The sequence below is a fragment of the Variovorax sp. SPNA7 genome (assembly GCF_033807855.1).
Taxonomy (GTDB): Bacteria; Pseudomonadota; Gammaproteobacteria; order Burkholderiales; family Burkholderiaceae_C; genus Variovorax; species Variovorax beijingensis.
Genome location: NZ_CP138513.1, coordinates 3,819,671 through 3,841,616 on the forward strand (window position 1 = coordinate 3,819,671; position 21,946 = coordinate 3,841,616).

Genomic DNA, 21,946 nt, shown 5'->3' on the forward strand with positions numbered 1-21,946 from the left:
TTAGCCGCGTTCCCTGCGCTCGCGCGCCCGGCGCTGCTGCCGGGTTTCGTTGGCCTGCGCCGCGATGCGGTCCTTCTCGCGCTGCCTGGCCCCGCGCTTCAGGCGCATGCGCCGGCCGAACCAGAAGCTGGCAAGGCCCGTGATCACCGCAATGACGAGGCCGATGACGCTGATGTCGATGCCGCCCATCACAGCACCCGCACGATGCTCGTCGGCTTGAAGCCGAGGTCGGCCGCCTTGCCCTTGCGCGCACGGCTGCCGCGCGCGTTGTTGAGCGTGCGGATCTCCAGCGTTTCATCGCGCTCCTTGCCGCCACGGCCGATGCCTTCGATCTTCACGCTGCGCGTGTAGGCCGCGGCACCCGCCAGCGTGTCCTTGGCGTCGAGGTCGATCAGCGTGAGCCCGCGGCCGCCCTTGGGCAGGCTCTTGAGCTCGGCGATGTCGAAGGTCAGGATGCGGCCGCCGGTCGAGGCACAGGCCACGTGCGTGGCGGCCGGCATCGGCTCCGCGCCGCTCGCGCCGCCCACCAGCGAGGGGCGGCAGAGCTGTTCGCCCTCGCCCACGTCGATGAAGGCCTTGCCGCCGCGCTGGCGCGACATCATGTTCTCGACCGTGGCAATGAAGCCGTAGCCGCCGGTGTTGGCCAGCAGCACGCTGGCGCCCACCGGGCCCGCGAAGAAGTGCGTGACGTGCGTGCCGGCATCGAGCTCGATCAGCGTGGTCACGGGCTGGCCGTCGCCGCGCGCGCCGGGCAGCGAGGCCACGGGCACGGTGTAGACGCGCACGCTCTTGTCCTTGGCCGAGCCGAACACCAGCAGCGTATCGACGCTGCGGCATTCGAAGGCGCCGTAGAGCGCGTCGCCGGACTTGAAGCTGTACTCGGGGGCTGCCGAGCCGTTGGCGCCGTTCGCCGCGGCCTTCTCGCTGGCCCAGCCCTTCTGCGCGCGGACCCAGCCCTTCTGCGAGACGATCACGGTCACGGGCTCGTCGACCACCTTCACTTCGGCCACGGCGCGCTTCTCGGCCTGGATCAGCGTACGACGCGGGTCTTCGAAGGTCTTGGCATCGGCCTCGATTTCCTTCACCAGCAGGCGGCGCAGCGCGGCCGGGCTGCCGAGGATGTCCTCGAGCTTCTTCTGCTCGTCGCGCAGGCCCTTGAGCTCCTGTTCGATCTTGATGGCTTCGAGCCGCGCGAGCTGGCGCAGGCGGATTTCAAGGATGTCCTCGGCCTGCCGTTCGCTGAGGTTGAAGCGCGCGATGAGCGCGGCCTTCGGGTCCTCGGCCGCGCGGATGATCGCGATCACCTCGTCGATGTTGAGCAGCACCAGCTGCCGCCCCTCGAGGATGTGGATGCGCTCCAGCACTTTGTTGAGCCGATGGCGCGAGCGCTTCTCGACGGTGACCTCGCGGAACGCGATCCACTCGTTGAGCATCTGGCGCAGCGACTTCTGCGTGGGCTTGCCGTCGATGCCCACCATCGTGAGGTTGATCGGGGACGAAGTTTCGAGCGAGGTCTGCGCGAGCAGCGTGGTGATGAACTCTTCCTGGCTGATGCGCGAGGTCTTGGGCTCGAACACCAGGCGCACCGCGGCGTCCTTGCTGGATTCGTCGCGCACCACGTCGAGCACCGAGAGCATCGCGGCCTTGAGCTGGGTCTGGTCGGCGCTCAGGGCCTTCTTGCCGGCCTTGACCTTCGGATTGGTGATCTCCTCGATTTCCTCGAGCACCTTCTGCGTGCTGACGCCCGGCGGCAGCTCGTTGACCACCAGCTGCCACTGGCCGCGCGCAAGGTCTTCGATCTTCCAGCGCGCGCGCACCTTGAGCGAGCCGCGGCCGGTGCGGTAGGCGTCGGCAATGTCGGCCGGGCCGCTGATGATCTGCGCGCCGCCCGGGTAGTCGGGGCCGGGCACGATCTGCAGCAGCTCCTCGTCGCTGAGCTTGCCGTTCGACTTGATCAGCGCCACGCAGGCATCGGCGATCTCGCGCAGGTTGTGGCTCGGGATCTCGGTGGCCAGGCCGACCGCGATGCCGCTCGCGCCGTTGAGCAGCGTGAAGGGCAGCCGCGCGGGCAACAGGCGTGGCTCCTCGGTGCTGCCGTCGTAGTTGGGAATGAAGTCGACCGTGCCTTCGTCGATCTCGTCGAGCAGCAGGCTGGTGATGCGGGCCAGGCGCGCCTCGGTGTAGCGCATGGCCGCGGCGCCGTCGCCGTCGCGGCTGCCGAAGTTGCCCTGGCCGTCGACCAGCGGATAGCGCTGCGAGAAGTCTTGCGCCATGCGCACCAGCGCGTCATAGGCGGCCTGGTCGCTGTGCGGGTGGAAGCGGCCGAGCACGTCGCCGACCACGCGCGCGCTCTTGACGGGCTTGGCGCCCACGGTGCCGTTGGCGCCGCCGAAGCCCAGGCCCATGCGCGACATCGAATACAGGATGCGCCGCTGCACCGGCTTCTGGCCATCGGACACGTCGGGCAGCGCGCGGCCCTTGACCACGCTGAGCGCGTATTCGAGGTAGGCGGTCTGTGCGTAGTCGGCAAGGGTGAGGGTGGTGTCGCCGTCGGTGGGACCCTGGAGATCGAGCGGAGGTTGGGAGTCCATGTGGAAGAGAGAAAGAGAAACGGTTGCGGGCTGTGCGCGTTCGCGCTCAGCCCAGTGTGAAAGCCTCGTGCACCGCGGACTGCACGGCGCCGCCGAGCACCGCGCCGCCGCCGGCCACGTAGATCCAGTCGCCGATCACCGCGGCGCCCACCGCATGGCGCGGCGTGAGCATCGGGGCATGGCGCTGCCAGCTGTCGGCCACGGGATCGTAGCTTTCCATCTGGCCGAACACCTTGGCCTGGCGCGGCACGCCGCCCGCCAGGAAGCCGCCCTCCCCGCCCATCGCGAAGAAGCGGCCGCGGTACACCACGAGCCCGTGGCCCGATCGCGCGGTGGGCAGCGGCGCGCGCAGCTCCCAGGTGTCGCGCGCGGGCAGGTAGACGTGGTGCAGGTCGGTGTTGTATTCGAAGGTGTTGAAGCGCCCGCCGATCACGTGGATCTGGCCGCCGTGCGCCACGCAGCCCACGTGGTCGCGCGCGCCGGGCAGCGGCTTGGCGGAGGACCAGCGGTCGGCCTTGGGGTCGTAGACCTCGTGCCAGCCCACGCTCGCGCGTTCGGCGGCAGGCTCGGAGGCGCCGCCGATCAGGTGCAGCACACCGCCCTGCATCACCGCGGCTGCGGCGCCGCGCGGACGTGGCAGCGGTGCGATGGCGCTCCAGCGGTTGGCCGCGATCTCGTAGACGTAGGCGTTGGTGTCGGAGCGGCGGTTCTGCTCGACGAAGCCGCCCAGGGCGTAGACCCGGTCGCCATCGGCCGCCACCGCCACATGGTTGGCGCCGCGCGGCAGCGGTGCGCCGTCGAGCCAGCGATCGGCCTTGGGGTCGTAGATGTGGTGGTAGTCGCGGTTGACCGCGCCCTCGCCATAGCCGCCGACCACGTGCATGCGCCCTTGCGCCGCGGTGGCCCAGGCCATCTCGCTGCGCGGAATGGGCAGCGCCGCACGCGGCACCCAGCGGCCCGCGGGGCCGGCCGGTGCGGGGCTGTCGGTGACGCGTTGGGCTTCCTGCTCCGGCGTCATGTGGTGCGGAACGCCGCCCTGCAGCCGCGCGTAGGGTTCCTTCGACGAAGGCGCCGGCGGCAGCGTGTCGTGCGTGGCCGCGTGCTGCGCGCGCGCGGCGCTGGCCACCGCGCAGGCGGCGGTCGCGAGAACGAAGCTTCGGCGGTGCATGAAGAAGGGCTCCTTCATCGGCGAGGAAAGGCGGGGCCGGCCATCAGGACACCGGAGCGTCCGAGCCGCCGTCCGGCACCGCCGATGGCTCGGGCGCATCGGGCATGGCCGGTATGGCGCCCGGCGAATCGGGCGGCATGTTGCCGCGGCCCAGGGCGCCGCCCTTGGGTACGGTGAGTTCCATGCGGATGCGCCCCGGCGTCTTGCCGCCGCGCCCGCCGCCACCCGCCATGGCCGACGATCCCGCCGCCGATGGCTTGAGGTAGGCGTAGAGCTGCAGCACGGTCTGCACGTAGTTCTGCGTTTCCTTGTAGTTGGGGATCTTGTTGCCCGCGCGCTGCACCGCGCCTTCGCCCGCGTTGTAGGCAGCGAGCGCCAGCTCGATCTGGCCCGGGAACATGGCGATCAGGTCGCGCAGGTAACGAGAGCCCGCGCCAATGTTGATGCGCGGATCGAACAGCTTCTTCTCGATGGTGCTGCGCTTGTCGGCTGCCACGCCGTAGCGCTGCGCGGTGGCCGGCATGAGCTGCATCAGCCCCATCGCGCCCTTGGGCGAAACGGCCTGGGCATCGAAGCCCGATTCGGTGGCGATCAGCGCCTGCAGCAATTCGTAGTCGATCGAATGCTTGTTCGCCGCATCGCGCAGCGCGGCCTTGGCGGTCTTGTAGCTTGGCGAGGCCTCGAACAGGGCCAGCAGGGTCTGCGAGGCCTGTGGCACCTTGCCGTCGAGCTTGCGCCCGCCGCGCGCGAACGGTGCCAGGCCCTGCGCGGTGTCGAAGCTCTGGCCGCGGCGAAAGAAGACCTGGTAGCGCTCGTCGATCTTTTCGGACGCGAAGTGCGCCACGCCCTTGCTGTCGATGTAGCCGTAGACGTCAGCGGCGTGCGCGAGCCCCTGCTGCGCGCACAGCAGCAGGGCCAGGAGCAACGGACGCATGAGATCTGGAATTTTCACGAGGGTGGTCAAACATCGATATCGACATCGTCGGCGCGCAGTTCCATCAGTTCGCGCCGGGCGGCTGCCTCGCCCTTGCCCATGAGCTTGGTGATCTCGCCCTGGGTCGAGCTGAAGTCGAAGCGCCCCAATTGCACCTTCATCAGGCGCCGGGTATCGGGATTGAGCGTGGTTTCCCACAATTGTTCCGCGCTCATTTCGCCCAGGCCCTTGAAGCGGCTGATGCTCCAGGCGCCTTCGCGCACGCCATCTTTGCGCAATTTGTCGAGCGTGGCCGTGAGTTCGCCCTCGTCGAGCGCATACACCTTGGAGGCCGGCTTCTTGCCGCGCGCAGGCGCATCGACGCGGAACAGCGGCGGCTTTGCGACATACACGTGGCCGGCTTCGATGAGTTTGGGAAAGTGGCGGAAGAACAGCGTGAGCAGCAGCACCTGGATGTGCGAGCCGTCCACGTCGGCATCGGAGAGGATGCAGATCTTGCCGTAGCGCAGGCCGCTCATGTCGGGCGTGTCGGCAGGGCCGTGCGGATCGACGCCCACGGCCACCGAGATGTCGTGGATTTCGGTGTTGGCGAAGAGCCGGTCGCGCTCCACTTCCCAGGTGTTGAGCACCTTGCCGCGCAGCGGCAGGATGGCCTGGCTTTCCTTGTCGCGGCCCATCTTGGCGCTGCCGCCGGCCGAATCGCCCTCGACCAGGAAGACTTCGTTGTGGCTGATGTCCTTGCTCTCGCAATCGGTCAGCTTGCCGGGCAGCACGGCCACGCCGGAGCCCTTGCGCTTCTCGACCTTCTGCCCGGCGCGCTGGCGCGTCTGCGCGGCCTTGATGGCGAGTTCGGCGAGCTTCCGGCCGTAGTCGACGTGCTGGTTGAGCCAGAGTTCGAGCGCGGGGCGCACGAAGCTCGACACCAGGCGCACGGCATCGCGCGAATTGAGGCGTTCCTTGATCTGGCCCTGGAACTGCGGGTCGAGCACCTTGGCGCTCAGCACGTACGAAGCGCGTGCGAACACGTCCTCTGGCAGCAGCTTCACGCCCTTGGGCAGCAGCGAGTGCAGTTCGATGAAGCCCTTCACCGCGGTGAACAGGCCGTCGCGCAGGCCGCTCTCGTGCGTGCCGCCGGCGCTGGTGGGAATCAGGTTGACGTAGCTCTCGCGCACCGGCTGGCCGTCTTCGGTGAAGGCCACGCACCAGTCGGCGCCCTCGCCTTCGGCGAAGTTGTCGGCGTTCTTGTCGGCATGGCCACTGCCTTCGAATAGCGGAATCACCGGGTCGCCGTTGAGCGTCTGCATCAGGTAGTCGCTCAGGCCGCCCTTGTAGAGCCACTGCTGCGTTTCCTTGGTCTTCTCGACCGTGAGCGTGACGCTCACGCCCGGCATCAGCACGGCCTTGCTGCGCAGCAGGTGGGTGAGCTCGGCCATCGGAAGCGCCGCGGTCTCGAAGTACTTGGCGTCGGGCCAGGCGCGCACCGTGGTGCCCTGCTTGCGCTCGCCGGCTTCGAGCTTGCGGATTTCGAGCGCCTCGATCACGTCGCCGCCGCTGAAGGCCAGCCGGGCGATCGAGCCTTCGCGGTGCGTCGTCACTTCGAGGCGCTTCGACAGCGCGTTGGTCACCGACACGCCCACGCCGTGCAGGCCGCCCGAGAAGCTGTAGGCGCCGCCCGAGCCCTTGTCGAACTTGCCGCCGGCGTGCAGCCGGGTGTACACGAGCTCGACCACGGGGGCTTTTTCTTCAGGATGCAGGCCGAAGGGAATGCCGCGGCCGTCGTCCTCGATGCTGACCGAGTTGTCGGCATGCAGCGTGACCTTGATCTTCTTGCCGTGGCCCGCCAGCGCTTCGTCGGCGGCGTTGTCGAGCACTTCCTGGATGATGTGCAGCGGGTTGTCGGTCCGGGTGTACATGCCCGGGCGCTGCTTCACGGGCTCGAGGCCCTTGAGCACGCGGATGGAGCCTTCCGAGTACCCGGAGGACGCGGACGATGAACTGGGGGGAGTCTTGGGGGGAGTCGCCATGGGGGCGGATTGTAGTCAGTCGCCACCAAACAACTGGATACCCATACAGGCACGCGGCGCGTTCACGGCAGGCCGCCGGCTTTGATGCGTGCCGCGCATCAAAGCCGGCGCCACAAATCATCAATGGCCTTGGCCGCCGGCGCGCCTGCCCAAGTGGCCAAGTCGCTACATTCGATGGCATGCAAGCCTCTTCTCCCACTCTCTCGGTCAAGCAGGTGCTGATCTGCGGCGCCATGATCGTCACGCTCTCCATGGGCATCCGCCACGGCTTCGGCCTCTGGCTGCAGCCGATCACGCAGGCGCAGGACTGGAGCCGCCAGACCTTCTCGTTCGCGCTGGCCGTGCAGAACCTGTCGTGGGGCATCTTCGGCGTGTTCGCGGGCATGGTGGCGGATCGCTTCGGCGCCTTCCGGGTGCTGATCGCCGGCACGGCGTTCTATGCGCTGGGCCTGCTGGGCATGGCGTATTCGCCCACGCCGCTGCTGTTCACGCTGAGCGCCGGCGTGCTGATCGGCGCGGCGCAGGCCGGCACCACCTATGCGGTCGTCTACGGCGTGATCGGGCGCCAGATTCCGGCCGAGCGGCGCTCCTGGGCCATGGGGGTAGCGGCGGCGGCCGGCTCGTTCGGGCAGTTCCTGCTGGCGCCGATCGAGGGGCTCTTGATCAGGCAGCTGGGCTGGCAGAGCGCGCTCGCGGCGGTGGCGATGCTGGCGCTGGTGATCATGCCGCTGGCCTTCGGCCTGCGCGAACCGCAGCGCGGCGCGCTCGCCGGGCACCGCGACCAGTCGGTGCTGCAGGCGGTGGGCGAGGCCTTCCGCTACCCGAGCTTCGGGCTGCTGATGGCGGGGTATTTCGTCTGCGGCTTCCAGCTCGCCTTCATCGGCATCCACATGCCGACCTACCTGCGCGACCAGCGCCTGCCGGCCGAGGTGGCGGGCTACGCGCTGGCGCTGATCGGGCTCTTCAACGTGTTCGGCACCTACACGGTCGGGCTGCTGGGCCAGAAGCTGGCCAAGCGCAAGATCCTGGCGGCCATCTACTTTGCGCGGGCGGTCTCGATCGCGCTGTTCCTGCTGGCGCCCATTTCGCCGCTCAGCGTGTACGTGTTCTCGGCGGCCATGGGCTTCCTGTGGTTGTCGACGGTGCCCGCCACCAACGCGATCATCGCGGGCATCTTCGGCGTGGCGCACCTGTCGATGCTCAGCGGCTTCGTGTTCCTGAGCCACCAGGTCGGCTCGTTCATCGGCGTCTGGCTGGGCGGCTACCTGTACGACACCACGGGCAGCTACGACATCGTCTGGTACATCGCGATCGCGCTGGGCGTGTTCGCGGCGCTGATCAACCTGCCGGTGAAGGAAAGCGCCATCGCGCGCGCCGGCCGGCCGGCCGCCGTGCCCGGCTGACCCTGGCGGAGGACAATGGCCCCATGACTCCGCAGATGCGCCACCACCTCGTGCATGCCGGCTGGCTGGCCGCCGCGCTGGCGGCGCTGGGCGGCGTCTTTGCGCTCTACGTCCACCCGGATTTCCTGGTGGCGCTGGTCGACCAGGTCTGGTCCTGCTTCTGATCATTGCTATGAAAGATGTAGCACCTTCGCATGGCGGAACAGCGCCGTCGGAATGGATCGTGCGGTGGTCCCACCTGCTCGCCCCTGGCGCCACCGTGCTTGACGTGGCCTGCGGCCACGGGCGGCACATGCGCTGGTTCGCAGCGCGCGGGCATGCGGCGACGGGCGTGGACCGCGCGGCCGAGGCTGCCGAGGCCGCGGGCGCCTTCGGCCACGTGCTGACCGCCGACATCGAGGCGGGCCCCTGGCCCTTCACGGGCCAGGCCTTCGGCGCGGTGGTCGTCACCAACTACCTGTGGCGTCCGCGCATGGCGGACATCGTGGCCGCGGTCGCGCCCGGCGGCGTGTTGCTGTATGAAACCTTCGCAGCGGGCAACGAGATGGTCGGCAAGCCCTCGCGCCCCGACTTCCTGCTGCGGCCCGGCGAACTGCTGGCCGCATGCCGGGAATTGCACGTGGTGGCCTACGAGGACGGCTTCCTCGCCGAACCGGCGCGCTTCGTGCAGCGCATCGCGGCCATCCGTGTCGACGATGCCAGCGCGGGCCAGCCCCCGCGCCATCTGCTGCAGGGAAATTGAGCCCCCCGGGGCCGCCGTTTCCGGGGACGCCGGAGTCAGTAGAATCGGCGCTTTCGTCCACCCGACAGAGAGATTCCCCTTGGAGCAACTGACAGGCAGCATCGTCGCTCTTGCCACGCCGATGCACGACGACGGCAGTGTCGACTACCCCGCCCTTCGCCGGCTGATCGACTGGCACATCGACGAAGGCACCGATTGCCTCGGCGTGGTCGGCACCACCGGCGAGTCGCCCACGGTCGACGTGGAAGAGCATTGCGAGATCATCCGCGTGGCGGTCGAGCAGGCCAAGGGCCGCGTGCCCGTGATGGCCGGCTGTGGCGCCAACTCGACCAAGGAAGCCATCGAGCTCGCCAAGTTCGCCAAGGGCGTGGGCGCCGATTCGCAGCTGCAGGTCGTGCCCTACTACAACAAGCCGACGCAGGAAGGCCAGTACCAGCACTTCAAGGCCATCGCCGAAGCCGTGGGCGACCTGCCCACCGTGCTGTACAACGTGCCCGGCCGCACCGTGGCCGATATGGCGCACGACACCGTGCTGCGCCTGGCGCAGGTGCCGGGCATCATCGGCATCAAGGAAGCCACCGGCAACATCGAGCGCGCGCAGTGGCTCATCCGCGACCTGCCCAAGAGCTTTGCCGTGTACTCGGGCGACGACCCGACCGCAGTCGCCCTCATGCTCTGCGGCGGCCAGGGCAACATCAGCGTCACGGCCAACGTCGCGCCGCGCAAGATGCACGAGCTGTGCGTTGCGGCCATCGCAGGCGATGTGCGCCGCGCGATGCAGATCCAGTTCGAGCTGATGCCGCTGCACCGCCACCTGTTCGTGGAGCCCAATCCGATCCCGCTGAAGTGGGCCATGTCCAGGCTCGGGCTGTGCGGCGGCGCATTGCGGCTGCCGCTCACCGAGCTGGCGGAAACGAACCGGCCCGTGGTCGAGGCCGCCCTGCGCGCCACCGGCCTGCTCAAGGGCTGACTCCCGTTTTTCTTCTCGACACCCCATCGCTTTCCCTGCCGCATCGAGGTTACGCAACCTTTTGCCTGAACCGTGCTCAGAGAGTGCGGGCAATGCGGCCCACAGATTGACCGAACCCATTCCAACAAGGAAGACGACGTTGAAGAACCTTTCGCACATTTCGCGAGCTGCACTGCTGGCCACCCTCGTTGTCAGCCTCGCCGCCTGCTCCGTTCTCGAGAGCGACAAGATCGACTACAAGAGCGCCGGCAAGGCTCCCACGCTCGAAGTCCCGCCCGACCTGTCGCAGCTCTCGCGCGAAAACCGCTATGCGGTGCCGGGCGGTGCGGTCACGGCCAACGCCTACCAGGCCGGTGCCGCCAACGCGCCGGGCATTCCCACCGCGGTGGCCAACATCGGCGACGTCCGCATGGAGCGCTCGGGCACGCAGCGCTGGATCGTGATCAACCGCTCGCCCGACCAGCTCTGGGATCCGGTGAAGGACTTCTGGCAGGAAAGCGGCTTCCTCCTGACCACCGAGCAGCGCAACCTCGGCATCATGGAAACCGACTGGGCCGAGAACCGCGCCAAGCTGCCGCAGGACATCATCCGCGGCACGCTGGGCAAGCTGGTCGATTCGGTCTACTCGACCGGCGAGCTCGACCGCTTCCGCACGCGCCTGGAGCGCACGCCCACGGGCACCGAGATCTTCATCAGCCACCGCGGCATGCAGGAGGTCTACAACAACAGCCGCCAGGACCAGACCGTCTGGCAGCCCCGCCCGAGCGATCCTGAACTCGAGACCGAATTCCTGCGCCGCCTGATGGTCAAGCTCGGCGTGACGCAAGAGCAGTCGAAGATCCTGGCCGCCACCACCGCGCCGTCCAAGACCGCCACCGTCGCCAATGTGGGCGGCCAGCCGGTCGTGCAGATCAGCGAAGGCTTCGACCGCGCATGGCGCCGCGTGGGCCTGGCGCTCGACCGCACCGGCTTCACCGTGGAAGACCGCGACCGCAGCGCCGGCATCTACTACGTGCGCTACGTGACCCCGAATCCCGACAAGAAGGAGCCCGGCTTCTTCGGCAAGCTGTTCGGCAGCTCCGGCAAGAACGAAGCACCGATCAAGTTCCGCATCCTCGTGAAGGGCGGCCAGGGCGAGAGCACCACGGTCTCGGTGCTGAACGCGAACGGCGCGCCCGAAACCTCGGCGAACGCGCAGCGCATCGTCCAGGTCATTGCCGACGACCTGAAGTAAGCCGCATGCTCCGCTTCCGAAGCCTCGGCAGCGGCAGCACGGGCAACGCCGCGCTGGTGGAATCCAGCAGCGGCGGGCGCACCTCGCGGCTCCTGGTCGACTGCGGCTTCGGCCTGCGGCAACTCGACCTGCGGCTCGCCAAGGCCGGGCTCGCGGCCGGCGACATCGATGCGGTCTTCGTCACCCACGAGCACGGCGACCACATCGGCTGCGCCCACTCGCTGTCGCGGCGCAACCGCATTCCCGTCTGGATGAGCGAAGGCACCTGGCTGGCCACCGGGGCCCGCGATTTCGAAGGCCGGCTCAACCTCGCGCGGGACGACGCCGAGTTTGCAGTCGGCGATATCGCGGTGCAGCCCTTCACCGTGCCGCACGATGCGCGCGAGCCGCTGCAGCTTCGCTGCTCCGACGGTGCGCGCACGCTGGGCGTGCTGACCGACCTGGGCCATGCCACCGCGCATGTGCTGGCCCGCCTGAGCGGGGTGCATGCGCTGCTGCTCGAGTTCAACCACGACAGCGAACTGCTCGCCAATTCGGCCTATCCGGCCTTCCTGAAGCTGCGCGTCGGCGGCAGGCACGGACACCTGTCGAACGATGCGGCCGCGGAGATCGCGCGCGCGGTGCGCCACGACGGCCTGCGCCACGTGGTCGCGGCCCATCTGAGCGAGCAGAACAACCGTCCCGACATCGTGCGGCGCCTGATGGCCGAAGCCCTTGGCGGGCACGAGGCCGAGATGCTCACGGCCAATGCGTCGGAAGGCTCGCCCTGGCTGGACGTGTGATCGCGCGGTGTTGTTCCGAGCCCCCATGCAAAAAGCCGCCTCATGGCGGCTTTTTGCCGGGGTGAATGAACACCCGGGTTATTGCTTCGGCGCTTCGTTCTTCTTGGCAGCTTCGGTCGCGGCATTGGCGGCGTCCAGCGCCGAGGATGCACCCGGCGAAGGCGTGGTTGCGGCCGACGGATCGGTGGTCGACGGGGCCGGCGCAGCTGCGGGCGGCGGCGGGGCCGGTTCGGTCACCGGAGCGGGCGGGGGTGTCACAACCGCCGGCGCGGCGTCCTCTTTCTTTCCGCAGGCCACGAGTGCGGCAGCGGCGATCAACGAAGCGAGCAGGACGGACGATGACTTCTTCATGGAAACTCCTTTGGCAATGGATGTCAGAACGAAAAAATTCTAGACCCGCATCGCTGCCCGTTTGTGTCTCGCGGCCTCATTCGCGGCATTGGCTTACAAGCCCAGTGTCGACGCCGGAAATGCGGCAACGCCCACTCGCCACGACTCATCGATTGTTTCGCGCAGTTCGCGCCGCGCCCGCGGATCGAAGCCGCACAGGCCGCGGCTGCGCTCGGGATCGGTGCGGTGGGCGAACCACCCGGGCGTCCAGATGGCGCTCGGCACCGCGGTGCTGCCCGCCTCTGCACGCACCGCGCGGCATTCGATGATGTGATCCCACATGCGCCGCCACGCAACGAAGCGCGCATGTGAACGTTCGACTGCATCGAAGCGCTGCGCCAGCAGCATGAGGCGGCGGCCCGTGGCCGACCAGGCCTGGAGCGCCTCGATGCTGGCCCGCTCGCCGAGCGGCCAGTCGACGAAGTCGGGATCGCTGAACACCAGCTCCCTCCACCCCTGCCGCGCTGCGCTCGACAGCGCGTCCCGCACCATGCCCGCGAAGGCTTCGGGGCCATCGAAGCGTCCTTCGGGCAAGGCCGGCGCGGACGCCGCGAAACTCTCATTCGGCATGGGCCCACCCCGCTTCGCACCACTCGGCCAGCAGTGCGAGTGCACCGTCGCTCGCGCGCGCCAGTTCGCGCGGCCCGAGCGCGCGGCGGTCGGCCAGCCGCCGCATCAGCGTTGCATCGGCCCCGCCTGCGCGAAAGCTCTCGCCATTGATGTAGAGGTGCCGCGCGTCGTAGAGCATGCGCGTGCGGCGGTCGAGCGCCACGGCGTGCAGTTCAGCTGGTGCCTCGGCGCCCTGTTCGAACCAGACGTTGGCCTTGGGTTCGGTCAGCGATTCGCCCAGCGCGCGGTCGATGGCGTCCGGATCGCGCAGCGCGGCGTCGACCGCCTTGCGCGCAAAGGCCTGCAGCGCGGCCGGCATGGCGGCCGGTGCCTCGACCGCGGGCTGCGTCGGATCGCGGTAGCGCGCCAGCTCGGCCGGGCCCGCATCTTCCAGCGCTTCCGCATACGCCTGCGCCACGCGCGCCAGCAGGTCGGCGCCAAGCTCGCCGGCCGCGGAAGACCGCAAGCCGATGGAGCAGGTCATGCAGTCGTCGCCGACCGCCACGCCGTCGTGCGCATAGCGCGGCGGCAGGTACAGCATGTCGCCCGGCTCGAGCACGAAGCTTTGCTCGGGCTCGAAGTTCTCGAGGATCTTGAGCGGCACGCCCTGCTGCAGGCGCAGGTCGCTCTGCTTGCCGATCGACCAGCGCCGCCTGCCCTGCGCCTGCAGCAGGAACACGTCGTAGCTGTCGAAATGCGCGCCCACGCCGCCCTGGTCGCTCGCATAGCTGATCATGAGGTCGTCCAGCCGCGCATCGGGCAGAAAGCGGAACTGCTGCAGCAGCGCGTGCACGCCGTCGTGGTGCAGGTCGACGCCCTGCACCAGCAGCGTCCACGCCGGCTGCTTGCGCGGCGGCAGCGCGCGCCGCGCAAGCGGCCCATGCCTGAGCGTCCAGCCGGCCTTGCCATGGCGGATGAGGCGCGATTCGACGTCTTCGCGCTCGGCCAGGGCAAAGAGCGCGCTGCGCTCGATCGGTGGCACCATGGCGGGAATGGCCTGGCGCACCAGCAACGGTTTCTTCTGCCAGTGCCGCCGCATGAACTGCGCGGCGCTCAGGCCGCCGAGCAACGGCAGCGGTTGTGTAATCTCCATGGGAGAATTCTGCAATGGAAATCTCTGAACAATGCGTGGTCGGCCTGACCTGGACGATGAAAGACACCCTGGGCGAAGTTCTGGACGTGCTCGACGAACCGGTGGAGTTCATGGTGGGAGGCGATGACCTCTTCGACGTGATCGAAGCTGCCCTGCAGGGCCACGAGCCCGGCGCCCGGGTGCAACTGCAGCTAGAGCCCGAACAGGGCTTCGGCGACTTCAACGACCAGCTGCTCTTTCTCGAGCCGCGTTCGCTGTTCCCCGAAGGCACCGAGGAAGGCATGACCTTCGACGGCGCCGCCCTGCCCCCAGGCGTGAGCGAAGCCATGCCCAAGGACGTGATCTACACCGTGGCCGAGATCTATCCGGACCACCTGGTGCTCGACGGCAACCATCCGCTCGCGGGCATCGCGATCCGGCTCGACATCACGGTGCGCTCGGTGCGCGAGGCCACCGAAGAAGAAGTCGGCAGTGGAACGGCGGGCACGGCCTTTTTCAAGGTGCCGCCGACCGCGCCGGGCAACGACCTGCTGCACTGACCTCATGGGCAAACCGCCGCAACGAGCAAAAAGCCGGGCAGTGCCCGGCTTTTTGCTTGTTGCGGCACACGGCTACATGCGCGAGATCTGGCCGTTGTCGATGCGCACGCGGTCGCCGATGCGCAGGTCGCCCGGATGCTGCACGTCGAAGGCACGGTAGCCGCCGCGGTCGGTCTGCACCGAGATGCGGTAGCTCTCGTAGGCCCGCGGCCCGCTGGCCTGTCCTTCGATGGTGTTGCCCAGCAGCGCACCGCCCACGATGCCCAGGGCGGTTGCCGCGGCGCGGCCGCTGCCGTGCCCGAACTGGTTACCCACCACGCCGCCGAGCACACCGCCCGCCACGGCACCGCCGCCGGTGGTGCCGGTGCCCGCGGTTTCGCTGCGCAGCACCTCGATGTTGGCCACGTGGCCGTATTCGACATAGGCCGCCTCCTGGTACGGAACGGCCTGCGGCGGTGCCTGGTAGGGATAGCGCGTGGTGTGATAGACCGGCGCGGGAGCAACGCAGGCCGTGAGCGTGGCAAGCGCCACCACGGAAGCGGCAATGGAAATGAAGCGCGTTGAAATTTTCATGTTGAGAGGCTCCTCGGATAAATCGGCGCATTCCGATGCGCCAAAGCCTGTATCCAACGTCTCGCCCGCAACGGGGATGACGCAAGACACACACCGAAACGTAGGAGCGCGCCGCGAACCGCCAGTTCCGGTCTTTACGGGCCCGACACGAAGCCGGGCAAGACGGGGAGCGGTCAGTGCTTGCCGGTGGAACCGTAGCCGCCTTCGCCGCGTTGCGAAGCTGCAAATTCTGTGACCACGCGAAACTGCGCCTGCACCACCGGCACGATCACGAGTTGGGCGAGCCGCTCCATCGGCTGGAGCACGAAAGGCGTGTCGCTGCGGTTCCAGGCGCTGATCTTGAGTTCGCCCTGGTAGTCGCTGTCGATCAGGCCCACGAGATTGCCGAGCACGATGCCGTGCTTGTGGCCCAGGCCCGAGCGCGGAAGGATCAGCGCCGCATAGGCCGGGTCGGCCAGGTGGATCGCGATGCCGGTGCCCACGAGCTGCCAGGCGTTGGGCTCCAGCGTGATCGGCGTGTCGAGGCAGGCCCTGAGATCGAGCCCAGCGCTGCCGGGCGTCGCATAGGCGGGCAATTGGTCCACCATGCGTGGATCGAGGATACGAACGTCTACTTTCACTTCTACTTGCCTTGCTTCTGTTGCTGTTCTCTTTGCTTGCGGGCGGCTTCCTCGAGCACCTGCTGCCACTTGGCGACACCGGGTGAAAGCTTCAGTCCCTTGAGCTTGCTGGCGAGCCAGAAAGCCGCGCCCGCCAGGAACACCAGCACGACGAGGGAAACGCCGGCCGACCACAGCGCCAGCAGCACCACGGCCCCCACGGCGGCCATGATCTTGAGCGCCGCGGGCGGCAGCGCCCCGGCGCCCGGCGCGGAGGTGTCGCCGTTCGACGATTCGCGCCGCTGGGCGGCGGCCGCCGCGGCGCCCTGCGCGCCCGGTGCGGGCGTGATGCCCACGTCCAGGCCGTGGTCGCCCTCGTGTGCCGCCCGCTTCGGCAATGCGGCCTGGGCTGACAGCCGCTCGACGTAGCTGGCGAAATCGCCATTGGGCGGCGTGTTCCATTGGGGGTTCATCAGACTCTCCAGTCAGGCAGTCGGGCGGCAATCTCGGTCATGAGTTCGCGTGCCAGCGTGAGCTTGGGCGCACGCGGCAGTTCGCGCGTGCTCGTTGCGTCCACCAGCAGCAGCGCATTGTCGTCCTGCCCGAAGGTCAGCGGCCCGATGTTGCCGACCAGGAGCGGAATTCCCTTGCGCTCGCGCTTGGCCTTGGCGTGCTCGGCGAGGTTCTCGCTCTCGGCCGCAAAGCCCACGCAGAACAGCTTGCGGGACTGCGCGCGCTCGCTTTGGGCCACCGCCAGCAGGATGTCGGCGTTCTCGACGAAATTGAGCACGGGCGTCTTGCCGCTGCCGTCCTTCTTGATCTTTTGCTCGCTGTGGGTGGCGGGCCGCCAGTCGGCAACCGCGGCCGTCGCTACAAAAATGCTAGCGGACTGCGCAGCATCGAGGGTGGCTTCGAGCATGTCCTGCGCGCTGAGCACGTCGATGCGGCTCACCCCGCGCGGCGTCGGCAGGTGCACCGGGCCGGCCACCAGCGTGACTTCGGCGCCGGCCTCGCGCGCGGCGCGCGCAATGGCAAAGCCCATCTTTCCGGACGAATGGTTGGTGATGCCGCGGATCGGGTCGAGCGGCTCGAAGGTGGGGCCCGCGGTCACCAGCACCTTCTGGCCCGCCAGCAGCTTTGGCACGAAGAAGGCCGTGATGTCCTCGAGCAACTGCGCCGGCTCGAGCATGCGGCCGTCGCCCGTCTCGCCGCAGGCCTGCCAGCCGCTGCCCACGCCCAGCACCGTGGCGCCATCGGCCGCCACCTGCATCAGGTTGCGCTGGGTGGCGGGATGCGCCCACATCTCGCGGTTCATGGCCGGCGCGATCAGGAGCGGCACGCGCTCCATCGGGCGGGCGAGGCACATCAGGCTCAGCAGGTCGTCGGCCCGGCCCTGCACCAGCCGCGCGATGAAGTCGGCGCTGCAGGGCGCCAGCACAATGGCGTCGGCCTCGCGGCTCAGGTTGATGTGCGGCATGTTGTTGGGCTCGCGCGCGTCCCACTGCGAGGTGTAGACCGTGCGCCCCGAGAGCGCCTGCATCGTGACCGGCGTGATGAACTGCTCGGCCGCCTCGGTCATCACGACCTGGACGGTGGCGCCCGCCTTCACGAACAGGCGGCACAGCTCCGCCGACTTGTAGCAGGCGATACCACCGGTAAGGCCCAGGACGATGTGTTTGCCGGCGAGATCTTGCATGAGTCATATTGTTGCTCACATACCGACAAGATCAGGAATGGGATGGCCTTGGGCCCAAGGGGCACAAAGGGGACACCTATAATCGCAATTTCCCACTGCCCGGATCTCTGGTCCGGAACTGGCATGACCAAATTTGTCTTCGTCACCGGTGGTGTCGTATCTTCCCTTGGCAAGGGAATCGCCTCCGCCTCCCTCGCCGCGATCCTCGAATCGCGCGGCCTCAAGGTCACTCTCATCAAGCTCGATCCGTACATCAATGTCGACCCCGGCACGATGTCACCGTTCCAGCATGGCGAGGTGTTCGTCACCGACGACGGTGCCGAGACCGACCTCGACCTCGGCCACTACGAGCGCTTCATCACCACGCGGATGCGCAAGGCCAACAACTTCACCACCGGCCAGATCTACAAGACCGTGCTCGAGAAAGAGCGCCGCGGCGACTACCTGGGCAAGACGGTGCAGGTGATTCCGCACATCACCAACGAGATCCAGGAATACATCAAGCGCGGCGCCGGCCTCGGCACCGCACATGAAGTGGACGTGGCCATCGTCGAGATCGGCGGCACCGTGGGCGACATCGAATCGCTGCCCTTCCTCGAAGCCGTGCGCCAGATGAGCCTGCGCATGGGCCCGAACAACTCGGCCTTCGTGCACCTGAGCTACGTGCCCTGGATCGCCGCCGCCGGCGAGCTCAAGACCAAGCCCACGCAGCACACCGCCAAGGAACTGCGCGCCATCGGCATCCAGGCCGACGCGCTGCTGTGCCGCGCCGACCGCCCGATCCCCGACGACGAGCGCGCCAAGATCTCGCTGTTCTCCAACGTGCCCGAATGGGGCGTGATCTCCATGTGGGACGTCGACACCATCTACAAGGTGCCGCGCATGCTGCACGAGCAGGGCCTGGACGGCCTGATCTGCGACAAGCTGCGCATCAACACGCCGCCGGCCAAGCTGCAGCGCTGGGACGAGCTGGTGTACGAGGTCGAGCATCCGCAGCAGGAAGTCAGCATCGCGATGGTCGGCAAGTACGTCGACCTGTCCGACAGCTACAAGTCGCTGAACGAGGCACTGCGCCACGCCGGCATGAAGAACCATGCGCGCGTGAAGATCGACTACATCGATTCCGAAACCATCTCCCCACAAGATGTTTCGCGGCTCGCCAAGTACGACGCGATCCTGGTGCCCGGCGGCTTCGGCCAGCGCGGCGTCGAGGGCAAGATCTCGGCCGCCCGCTTCGCGCGCGAAGGCAAGGTGCCCTACCTCGGCATCTGCCTGGGCATGCAGGTGGCCACCATCGAATACGCGCGCCACGTGGCGGGCCTGAAGAACGCCAACAGCACCGAATTCGATCCCGAAACGCCCTGCCCCGTGATCGCGCTGATCACCGAGTGGAAGGACGCCGACGGCACCGTGAAGACGCGCAACGAGAAGTCCGACCTCGGCGGCACCATGCGCCTGGGCGCCCAAAGCTCCGACGTCTCGGCCGGCACGCTGGCCCACAGCATCTATGGCGACGTGGTGACCGAACGCCACCGCCACCGCTACGAAGCCAACGTCAACTACCTCGACGAACTGCGCGCCGCCGGCCTTGTCATTTCCGCGCTGACGCAGCGCGAGCACCTGACCGAGATCGTCGAGCTGCCGCAGGACGTGCACCCGTGGTTCATGGGCGTGCAGTTCCACCCTGAATTCAAGTCGACGCCGTGGAGCGGCCATCCGCTCTTCAACGCCTTCATCAAGGCGGCGCTCGACCACAAGGCCCGGAGCGCAGGCGGCGCGAAGAACCTGAAGGCTGTCGCATGAAACTTTGCGGATTCGACATCGGGCTCGACCAGCCCTTCTTCCTGATTGCCGGCCCCTGCGTGGTCGAATCCGAGCAATTGCAGATGGACACGGCCGGCACGCTGAAGGAAATCACTTCCTCGCTCGGCATTCCGTTCATCTTCAAGAGCAGCTTCGACAAGGCCAACCGCTCCTCGGGCACCAGCTTTCGCGGCCCGGGCCGCGAGAAGGGCCTGGAGATCCTGGCCAAGGTGAAGCGCGAGCTCGGCCTGCCCGTGCTGACCGACGTCCACACCGAGGACGACATCACCGAGGCCGCCAAGGTGGTCGACGTGCTGCAGACGCCCGCCTTCCTGTGCCGCCAGACCGACTTCATCCGCGCGGTGGCGCAGTCGGGCAAGCCGGTCAACATCAAGAAGGGCCAGTTCCTTGCGCCGCACGACATGAAGAACGTGATCGACAAGGCGCGCGCTGCCGCCAAGGAAGCCGGCCTGCCCGAAGACAGCTTCATGGCCTGCGAGCGCGGCGCGAGCTTCGGCTACAACAACCTGGTGTCGGACATGCGCTCGCTCGCGATCATGCGCGAGACCGGCGCCCCCGTGGTGTTCGACGCCACCCACTCGGTGCAGCTGCCGGGCGGCCAGGGCACGACCTCGGGCGGCCAGCGCGAAATGGTGCCGGTGCTCTCGCGCGCGGCCGTGGCCGTGGGCGTGGCCGGGCTCTTCATGGAGACGCACCCCGATCCCGCCAAGGCACTGAGCGACGGCCCCAACGCCGTGCCGCTCAAGCACATGAAGGCCATGTTGGAAACGCTGCTCGAGCTGGACCGCATCACGAAGAAGAACGGCTTCCTCGAAAACGCTTTCAACTGAGCCCCCCACAACAAGACTGGAGAACACCGTGGCGCCTGCCTACATCATCGTCGACATGAAGATCACCGACCCCGAACAGTACAAGCAGTACATGGCTGTCGCACCCGAGGCGGTGAAGGCCGCGGGCGGCGAGTACCTGGTGCGCGGCGGCCGCTTCGAGACCATGGAAGGCAGCTGGCAGCCCGCGCGCGTGGCCATGCTGCGCTTCCCCAGCTATGAGAAGGCCAAGGCCTTCTACGACGACGAGCTGTATCGCGCCGCGCGCGCCAAGCGTGCCGGCGCGACCGAGTTCTTCAACATGGTTCTGGTCGAGGGCGTTTCCGCCCCGGTCTGAGATCCCGTTCAATCGAAAGGCAATAAGTGAGTGCAATCGTAGACATCGTCGGCCGTGAAATCCTCGACAGCCGCGGCAATCCCACCGTCGAGTGCGACGTTCTGCTCGAATCGGGCACCATGGGCCGCGCGGCCGTGCCCTCGGGCGCATCGACCGGTTCGCGGGAAGCCATCGAGCTGCGCGACGGCGACAAGAAGCGCTACCTCGGCAAGGGCGTGCTCAAGGCAGTGGAGAACATCAACACCGAGATCTCGGAATCCGTGCTCGGCCTGGACGCCAGCGAGCAGGCTTTCCTCGACCGCACGATGATCGACCTGGACGGCACCGACAACAAGGGCCGCCTGGGCGCCAACGCCACCCTCGCCGTCTCGATGGCCGTGGCACGCGCCGCGGCCGAAGAGTCGGGCCTGCCGCTGTACCGCTACTTCGGCGGCATGGGCGGCATGCAGCTGCCGGTGCCGATGATGAACGTCATCAACGGCGGCGCGCACGCCAACAACAGCCTGGACCTGCAGGAGTTCATGATCATCCCCGTGGGCGCTCCGAGCTTCCGCGAAGCCGTGCGCTACGGCGCCGAGGTGTTCCATGCGCTCAAGAAGATCCTGGGCGACCGCGGCATCAGCACGGCCGTCGGCGACGAAGGCGGTTTCGCGCCCAGCGTCGAAAGCCATGAAGCGGCGATCCAGCTGATCCTCGAAGCCATCGACAAGGCCGGCTTCGTGGCGGGCGAGCAGATTGCGCTCGGCCTCGACTGCGCCGCCAGCGAGTTCTACAAGGACGGCAACTACGTGCTCTCCGGCGAGAACCTCACGCTCTCGGCCGGCAACTGGGCCGACATGCTGGCCACCTGGGTCGACAAGTACCCGATCATCAGCATCGAAGACGGCATGCACGAAGGCGACTGGGACGGCTGGAAGCTGCTCACCGAGCGCCTGGGCAAGCGCGTGCAGCTGGTGGGCGACGACCTGTTCGTCACCAACACCAAGATCCTGCAGGAAGGCATCGACAAGGGCATTGCCAACTCGATCCTGATCAAGATCAACCAGATCGGCACGCTGACCGAAACCTTCGCCGCCATCGAGATGGCCAAGCGCGCGGGCTACACGGCCGTGATCTCGCACCGCTCGGGCGAAACCGAGGACAGCACCATCGCCGACATCGCGGTGGGCACCAATGCGGGCCAGATCAAGACCGGCTCGCTCTCGCGCTCGGACCGCATCGCCAAGTACAACCAGCTGCTGCGCATCGAGGAAGACCTCGGCGACATCGCCAGCTACCCTGGCCGCGGCGCGTTCTACAACCTGAAGTAGCGCGCGAAGCCGGCGGCATGCGCTCGCGCCTCGTTCCCCCCATCGTGCTGTTGCTGCTGCTGGTCATCCTGCAGTGGCAGCTGTGGAACGGGCGCGGCAGCGTGCGCGACGTGGCGCAGCTGCAGTCCAAGCTGGCCGACCAGAAGGCGGCCAACGCCAAGGCCGTGGTCAACAACGAGCGGCTGGCCTCCGAAGTCAACGACCTCAAGATCGGCCTCGAGATGGTCGAAGAGCGTGCGCGGCAGGAGCTGGGCATGGTCAAGCCCAACGAAGTGTTCGTTCAGGTCACGCACTAGACAAC

Annotated in this window: 24 protein-coding genes; 12 read left to right on the forward strand and 12 right to left on the reverse strand. The window is 67.8% G+C overall.

Annotated features, from left to right (window positions below; translation table 11 throughout):
* The 5 genes from RZE77_RS17890 to RZE77_RS17910 are packed head-to-tail and all read right to left on the reverse strand — an operon-like array spanning position 1 to position 6,717.
* Positions 1-189: a hypothetical protein gene (locus RZE77_RS17890; protein ID WP_319438607.1), complete on the reverse strand. Its 189-nt coding sequence runs from the start codon at positions 187-189 to the stop codon at positions 1-3.
* Positions 189-2,591 carry a DNA topoisomerase IV subunit A gene (gene parC, locus RZE77_RS17895; RefSeq protein WP_319438608.1) on the reverse strand — a complete coding sequence of 801 codons (2,403 nt, stop codon included), beginning with the start codon at positions 2,589-2,591 and terminating at the stop codon, positions 189-191. The genes RZE77_RS17890 and parC overlap by 1 nt, the downstream gene beginning before the upstream one ends.
* Positions 2,592-2,637: 46 nt before the next feature.
* The gene (locus tag RZE77_RS17900) at positions 2,638-3,759 is read right to left on the reverse strand and encodes a Kelch repeat-containing protein (protein ID WP_319438609.1); all 1,122 of its coding nucleotides are present in this window, start codon (positions 3,757-3,759) and stop codon (positions 2,638-2,640) included.
* 43 nt (positions 3,760-3,802) lie between these two features.
* A complete protein-coding gene (locus RZE77_RS17905) occupies positions 3,803-4,693 on the reverse strand; it encodes a lytic transglycosylase domain-containing protein (protein WP_319438610.1) in 891 nt (296 codons plus the stop codon).
* Between the two features lie 26 nt (positions 4,694-4,719).
* Positions 4,720-6,717 (reverse strand): DNA topoisomerase IV subunit B, encoded by a 1,998-nt coding sequence (locus RZE77_RS17910; protein ID WP_319438611.1) that lies wholly within the window; start codon positions 6,715-6,717, stop codon positions 4,720-4,722.
* A 179-nt stretch (positions 6,718-6,896) separates the two neighbouring features.
* Here RZE77_RS17910 and RZE77_RS17915 point away from each other — a divergent pair, with 179 nt between their 5' ends.
* The 6 genes from RZE77_RS17915 to RZE77_RS17940 all read left to right on the forward strand — a co-directional run bounded on the left by RZE77_RS17915 (position 6,897) and on the right by RZE77_RS17940 (position 11,848).
* The gene (locus tag RZE77_RS17915) at positions 6,897-8,120 is read left to right on the forward strand and encodes an MFS transporter (protein ID WP_319438612.1); all 1,224 of its coding nucleotides are present in this window, start codon (positions 6,897-6,899) and stop codon (positions 8,118-8,120) included.
* Positions 8,121-8,143: 23 nt separating this feature from the next.
* Positions 8,144-8,284: a hypothetical protein gene (locus tag RZE77_RS17920; RefSeq protein WP_319438613.1), complete on the forward strand. Its 141-nt coding sequence runs from the start codon at positions 8,144-8,146 to the stop codon at positions 8,282-8,284.
* Between the two features lie 8 nt (positions 8,285-8,292).
* Positions 8,293-8,862, forward strand: coding sequence for a class I SAM-dependent methyltransferase (locus RZE77_RS17925; RefSeq protein ID WP_319438614.1), 570 nt, complete (start codon positions 8,293-8,295; stop codon positions 8,860-8,862).
* A 121-nt stretch (positions 8,863-8,983) separates the two neighbouring features.
* Complete coding sequence (dapA, locus tag RZE77_RS17930; protein WP_319442377.1) at positions 8,984-9,832, forward strand: 4-hydroxy-tetrahydrodipicolinate synthase; 849 nt, start codon at positions 8,984-8,986, stop codon at positions 9,830-9,832.
* A 139-nt stretch (positions 9,833-9,971) separates the two neighbouring features.
* Entirely contained in the window at positions 9,972-11,066 is a 1,095-nt protein-coding gene (gene bamC, locus RZE77_RS17935; RefSeq protein WP_319438615.1) for an outer membrane protein assembly factor BamC, read from the forward strand.
* A gap of 5 nt (positions 11,067-11,071) precedes the next feature.
* Positions 11,072-11,848, forward strand: coding sequence for an MBL fold metallo-hydrolase (locus RZE77_RS17940; protein WP_319438616.1), 777 nt, complete (start codon positions 11,072-11,074; stop codon positions 11,846-11,848).
* Positions 11,849-11,926: 78 nt separating this feature from the next.
* Here RZE77_RS17940 and RZE77_RS17945 read toward each other — a convergent pair whose 3' ends face one another.
* The 3 genes from RZE77_RS17945 to RZE77_RS17955 all read right to left on the reverse strand — a co-directional run bounded on the left by RZE77_RS17945 (position 11,927) and on the right by RZE77_RS17955 (position 13,940).
* Complete coding sequence (locus RZE77_RS17945) at positions 11,927-12,199, reverse strand: hypothetical protein (RefSeq protein ID WP_124961078.1); 273 nt, start codon at positions 12,197-12,199, stop codon at positions 11,927-11,929.
* A gap of 93 nt (positions 12,200-12,292) precedes the next feature.
* Entirely contained in the window at positions 12,293-12,808 is a 516-nt protein-coding gene (locus tag RZE77_RS17950) for a hypothetical protein (protein ID WP_319438617.1), read from the reverse strand.
* On the reverse strand, positions 12,798-13,940 hold the full coding sequence (locus RZE77_RS17955) for a JmjC domain-containing protein (protein WP_319438618.1): 1,143 nt from the start codon (positions 13,938-13,940) through the stop codon (positions 12,798-12,800). Before RZE77_RS17955 ends, RZE77_RS17950 begins: the two co-directional genes overlap by 11 nt.
* 14 nt (positions 13,941-13,954) lie before the next feature.
* On the opposite strand from RZE77_RS17955, the gene RZE77_RS17960 reads away from it, so the two are divergent.
* Entirely contained in the window at positions 13,955-14,479 is a 525-nt protein-coding gene (locus tag RZE77_RS17960) for an FKBP-type peptidyl-prolyl cis-trans isomerase (RefSeq protein WP_319438619.1), read from the forward strand.
* A 72-nt stretch (positions 14,480-14,551) separates the two neighbouring features.
* On the opposite strand, the gene RZE77_RS17965 is transcribed toward RZE77_RS17960, so the two are convergent.
* The 4 genes from RZE77_RS17965 to coaBC form a co-directional block, all read right to left on the reverse strand.
* Positions 14,552-15,052, reverse strand: coding sequence for an outer membrane lipoprotein (locus RZE77_RS17965; protein WP_124961074.1), 501 nt, complete (start codon positions 15,050-15,052; stop codon positions 14,552-14,554).
* Positions 15,053-15,225: 173 nt separating this feature from the next.
* Positions 15,226-15,672 carry a dUTP diphosphatase gene (gene dut / locus RZE77_RS17970; RefSeq protein WP_319438620.1) on the reverse strand — a complete coding sequence of 149 codons (447 nt, stop codon included), beginning with the start codon at positions 15,670-15,672 and terminating at the stop codon, positions 15,226-15,228.
* A gap of 2 nt (positions 15,673-15,674) precedes the next feature.
* Complete coding sequence (locus RZE77_RS17975; RefSeq protein ID WP_209537224.1) at positions 15,675-16,124, reverse strand: hypothetical protein; 450 nt, start codon at positions 16,122-16,124, stop codon at positions 15,675-15,677.
* On the reverse strand, positions 16,124-17,347 hold the full coding sequence (gene coaBC / locus RZE77_RS17980) for a bifunctional phosphopantothenoylcysteine decarboxylase/phosphopantothenate--cysteine ligase CoaBC (protein ID WP_319438621.1): 1,224 nt from the start codon (positions 17,345-17,347) through the stop codon (positions 16,124-16,126). Before coaBC ends, RZE77_RS17975 begins: the two co-directional genes overlap by 1 nt.
* A 123-nt stretch (positions 17,348-17,470) precedes the next feature.
* On the opposite strand from coaBC, the gene RZE77_RS17985 reads away from it, so the two are divergent.
* From RZE77_RS17985 to ftsB, 5 genes are read left to right on the forward strand one after another with little or no spacing between them, the layout of a single operon-like run.
* Complete coding sequence (locus RZE77_RS17985; RefSeq protein WP_012748540.1) at positions 17,471-19,150, forward strand: CTP synthase; 1,680 nt, start codon at positions 17,471-17,473, stop codon at positions 19,148-19,150.
* Positions 19,147-20,001, forward strand: a complete 855-nt coding sequence (kdsA, locus tag RZE77_RS17990; RefSeq protein WP_319426734.1) for a 3-deoxy-8-phosphooctulonate synthase — start codon at positions 19,147-19,149, stop codon at positions 19,999-20,001. Before RZE77_RS17985 ends, kdsA begins: the two co-directional genes overlap by 4 nt.
* A 28-nt stretch (positions 20,002-20,029) precedes the next feature.
* The gene (locus RZE77_RS17995) at positions 20,030-20,335 is read left to right on the forward strand and encodes a DUF1330 domain-containing protein (RefSeq protein WP_319438622.1); all 306 of its coding nucleotides are present in this window, start codon (positions 20,030-20,032) and stop codon (positions 20,333-20,335) included.
* Positions 20,336-20,361: 26 nt separating this feature from the next.
* Positions 20,362-21,645, forward strand: coding sequence for a phosphopyruvate hydratase (gene eno, locus RZE77_RS18000; protein ID WP_012748543.1), 1,284 nt, complete (start codon positions 20,362-20,364; stop codon positions 21,643-21,645).
* A gap of 17 nt (positions 21,646-21,662) precedes the next feature.
* Positions 21,663-21,941, forward strand: a complete 279-nt coding sequence (gene ftsB / locus RZE77_RS18005; protein WP_012748544.1) for a cell division protein FtsB — start codon at positions 21,663-21,665, stop codon at positions 21,939-21,941.
* The last annotated feature ends 5 nt before the right edge of the window (positions 21,942-21,946 follow it).

What these genes read in the sequence shown, in the direction of transcription:
- RZE77_RS17890 (WP_319438607.1), bottom strand. Translation starts at nt 189, where the DNA reads ATGGGCGGCATCGACATCAGCGTCATCGGCCTCGTCATTGCGGTGATC.
- parC (WP_319438608.1), bottom strand. Translation starts at nt 2,591, where the DNA reads ATGGACTCCCAACCTCCGCTCGATCTCCAGGGTCCCACCGACGGCGAC.
- RZE77_RS17900 (WP_319438609.1), bottom strand. Translation starts at nt 3,759, where the DNA reads ATGCACCGCCGAAGCTTCGTTCTCGCGACCGCCGCCTGCGCGGTGGCC.
- RZE77_RS17905 (WP_319438610.1), bottom strand. Translation starts at nt 4,693, where the DNA reads ATGCGTCCGTTGCTCCTGGCCCTGCTGCTGTGCGCGCAGCAGGGGCTC.
- RZE77_RS17910 (WP_319438611.1), bottom strand. Translation starts at nt 6,717, where the DNA reads ATGGCGACTCCCCCCAAGACTCCCCCCAGTTCATCGTCCGCGTCCTCC.
- RZE77_RS17915 (WP_319438612.1), top strand. Translation starts at nt 6,897, where the DNA reads ATGCAAGCCTCTTCTCCCACTCTCTCGGTCAAGCAGGTGCTGATCTGC.
- RZE77_RS17920 (WP_319438613.1), top strand. Translation starts at nt 8,144, where the DNA reads ATGACTCCGCAGATGCGCCACCACCTCGTGCATGCCGGCTGGCTGGCC.
- RZE77_RS17925 (WP_319438614.1), top strand. Translation starts at nt 8,293, where the DNA reads ATGAAAGATGTAGCACCTTCGCATGGCGGAACAGCGCCGTCGGAATGG.
- dapA (WP_319442377.1), top strand. Translation starts at nt 8,984, where the DNA reads ATGCACGACGACGGCAGTGTCGACTACCCCGCCCTTCGCCGGCTGATC.
- RZE77_RS17940 (WP_319438616.1), top strand. Translation starts at nt 11,072, where the DNA reads ATGCTCCGCTTCCGAAGCCTCGGCAGCGGCAGCACGGGCAACGCCGCG.
- RZE77_RS17945 (WP_124961078.1), bottom strand. Translation starts at nt 12,199, where the DNA reads ATGAAGAAGTCATCGTCCGTCCTGCTCGCTTCGTTGATCGCCGCTGCC.
- RZE77_RS17950 (WP_319438617.1), bottom strand. Translation starts at nt 12,808, where the DNA reads ATGCCGAATGAGAGTTTCGCGGCGTCCGCGCCGGCCTTGCCCGAAGGA.
- RZE77_RS17955 (WP_319438618.1), bottom strand. Translation starts at nt 13,940, where the DNA reads ATGGAGATTACACAACCGCTGCCGTTGCTCGGCGGCCTGAGCGCCGCG.
- RZE77_RS17960 (WP_319438619.1), top strand. Translation starts at nt 13,955, where the DNA reads ATGGAAATCTCTGAACAATGCGTGGTCGGCCTGACCTGGACGATGAAA.
- RZE77_RS17965 (WP_124961074.1), bottom strand. Translation starts at nt 15,052, where the DNA reads ATGAAAATTTCAACGCGCTTCATTTCCATTGCCGCTTCCGTGGTGGCG.
- RZE77_RS17975 (WP_209537224.1), bottom strand. Translation starts at nt 16,124, where the DNA reads ATGAACCCCCAATGGAACACGCCGCCCAATGGCGATTTCGCCAGCTAC.
- coaBC (WP_319438621.1), bottom strand. Translation starts at nt 17,347, where the DNA reads ATGCAAGATCTCGCCGGCAAACACATCGTCCTGGGCCTTACCGGTGGT.
- RZE77_RS17985 (WP_012748540.1), top strand. Translation starts at nt 17,471, where the DNA reads ATGACCAAATTTGTCTTCGTCACCGGTGGTGTCGTATCTTCCCTTGGC.
- kdsA (WP_319426734.1), top strand. Translation starts at nt 19,147, where the DNA reads ATGAAACTTTGCGGATTCGACATCGGGCTCGACCAGCCCTTCTTCCTG.
- ftsB (WP_012748544.1), top strand. Translation starts at nt 21,663, where the DNA reads ATGCGCTCGCGCCTCGTTCCCCCCATCGTGCTGTTGCTGCTGCTGGTC.